The sequence below is a fragment of the Phenylobacterium sp. genome (genome assembly GCF_036263695.1).
GTDB lineage: Bacteria > Pseudomonadota > Alphaproteobacteria > Caulobacterales > Caulobacteraceae > Phenylobacterium.
The window spans coordinates 1-1,938 of sequence record NZ_DATAGM010000048.1; the positions used below are offsets into that span (position 1 = coordinate 1).

The 1,938-nt window shown below is 70.0% G+C and carries 3 protein-coding genes; 2 read left to right on the forward strand and 1 reads right to left on the reverse strand.

Going from position 1 to position 1,938, the window contains the following annotated elements; genetic code table 11:
• Both dnaA and VHK87_RS01820 read left to right on the forward strand, forming a co-directional pair.
• The coding region (gene dnaA / locus VHK87_RS01815) for a chromosomal replication initiator protein DnaA (RefSeq protein WP_329633186.1) at positions 1 to 1,197 on the forward strand (1,197 nt) is incomplete at its 5' end.
• 123 nt (positions 1,198 to 1,320) lie between these two features.
• Complete coding sequence (locus VHK87_RS01820; RefSeq protein ID WP_329633187.1) at positions 1,321 to 1,530, forward strand: hypothetical protein; 210 nt, start codon at positions 1,321 to 1,323, stop codon at positions 1,528 to 1,530.
• 1 nt (position 1,531) lies between these two features.
• Here the strand turns inward: VHK87_RS01820 and VHK87_RS01825 are convergent.
• Positions 1,532 to 1,938 (reverse strand): hypothetical protein (locus tag VHK87_RS01825; protein ID WP_329633188.1); only part of this gene is annotated, 407 nt, incomplete at its 5' end.

Below are 1,938 nucleotides of genomic sequence, written 5' to 3' on the forward strand. Positions count from 1 at the left end.
GACCCGATGGGGCGCCGCCTAGACCTGAAGTCCAAGATGGAGTTCGACTCCGCCGCCGGTCCCGCCGAGCCGCGCGCCGCCGCGCCGGCCGCCGCCGAGCCCGAGGTCATCGAGATCGACGTGCCCCAGCCGACGGCCGCCGCCGTCCGCTCCGGCCGCCAGCAGGGCCTGCAGGACCGCTTCCGGTTCGACACCTTCGTTTCGGGCCCGGCGAACGAGTTCGCCTTCGCGGTCGCCCGCCGGGTTGCTTCCTGGTCGGACGGCCACTTCAACCCGGTGCTGTTCCACGGGCCCTACGGCTTCGGAAAGACCCACCTGCTGAACGCGCTCGCCTGGGAGGCCATGCAGTCGGCGCCCGAGAAGAAGGTCGTCTACCTCACCGCCGAGCGCTTCACCCAGGCCTTCGTCAAGGCCATCCAGGACCGCCAGACCGGCGCCTTCAAGGACGAGCTGCGTAGAGCCGACCTGCTGCTGATCGACGACGTCCACTTCGTCGCCGGCAAGCCCTCCACCCAGGAGGAGCTGTTCCACACCCTGATCGCCCTGGTGGAGGACGGCCGCCGGGTGGTGATGACGGCCGACCGCTCGCCGACCGAGCTGTCGGACATGGAGCCGCGGCTGCGCTCGCACCTGCAGGCCGGCCTGGTCTGCGGCATCGAGCCGGCCGACCGGAACCTGCGCCTGGGCATCCTGGAGCGGAAACTGGCCACCCTGGCCGACCAGGGCGGCTTCATCCCCTCGGCCCGCCCCGAGGTGCTGCAATTCCTCGCCGACCGCTTCACCGACAGCGTCCGCGAGCTGGAGGGGGCCCTGAACACCCTGGTGGCCCGGGTGGGCGGCCAGGTCGCCCGCCTGTCGCTGGACGAGGCCCAGGCCATCCTGCGCCCGCACCTGGCCTGCAACGAGAAGCGGGTCACCGTCGACCAAATCCAGAAGACGGTCGCCGAACACTATGGCCTCAAGCAGGCCGACCTGATCTCCGAGCGCCGCGCCCGCGCGGTCGCCCGCCCGCGGCAGGCGGCCATGTGGCTGGCCAAGCAGATCACCACTCGGTCGCTGCCGGACATCGGCCGCAGGTTCGGTGGGCGCGACCACACCACGGTGCTGCACGCCGTCCGCCGCATCGAGGAGCTGAAGCAGGGCGACGCCCAACTGGCGCGCGACCTCGACGTGCTGCTGCGCAAGCTGCGCGGCTGACGCTCTCCGGCCGGTTCCGGCGGCTGGCGCTAAATATCGGAAGGTTAACTATAATTCCCCTGGAACGGGAATCCGCTCCCGCGAGTTGGCTAACAAACGACAACTCGTAGGAGCTCTCCTCGGATGGACGGCCGAGAAGAACAGATTGCGCGCGAGGCCGAGGCGCTGTGGCGCGAGGTCTTTGGCGAGCCGCCTGCGGTGCAGGCAGACGGCGCGACGCTGCTGGACATCATCATGCGCAGCACGGAGCCGAAATCGTACGAGCGGCTGAACCGGCCCTATCTGCGCGACGCCGGGCTGGTGTTCCCGAAGCGGGCTGAGACCCGCCTCTAACTCAGCGGAAGAATTCGGAGTCGGCCGGCGTATAGACCGGAAAGCTGCGCCGGAGCCGCGACGAGACGGCCCGCAGATCCAGGTCGTCGAACACCAGCGGCGTCTCCTCAGCGATGCCCCGCCTGTCGATCGGCGAGATCTGCGCACAGTAGCGCAGCGCCGTCTGGCACCAGTAGACGAGGTAGGTCCGCTCCGGCTCGGTGTAGCGGCCTTCGCCTGCCTCCAGCTGTCGGATCGAGAGGCGCGCGGAGGTGAGAGTCAGCGGCACGTCCTGCAGCCGGCCGGCCACATGGACCACCAGCATGTTGGTCTCCAGGCGCACACGCGGCGACGGCGGCGTCTCTCCGAGGGCCGCGTAGGCGCCGCGCAGGGTCGAAAGCGCCGCCTCGTAACGACCGCGGGCGGCCT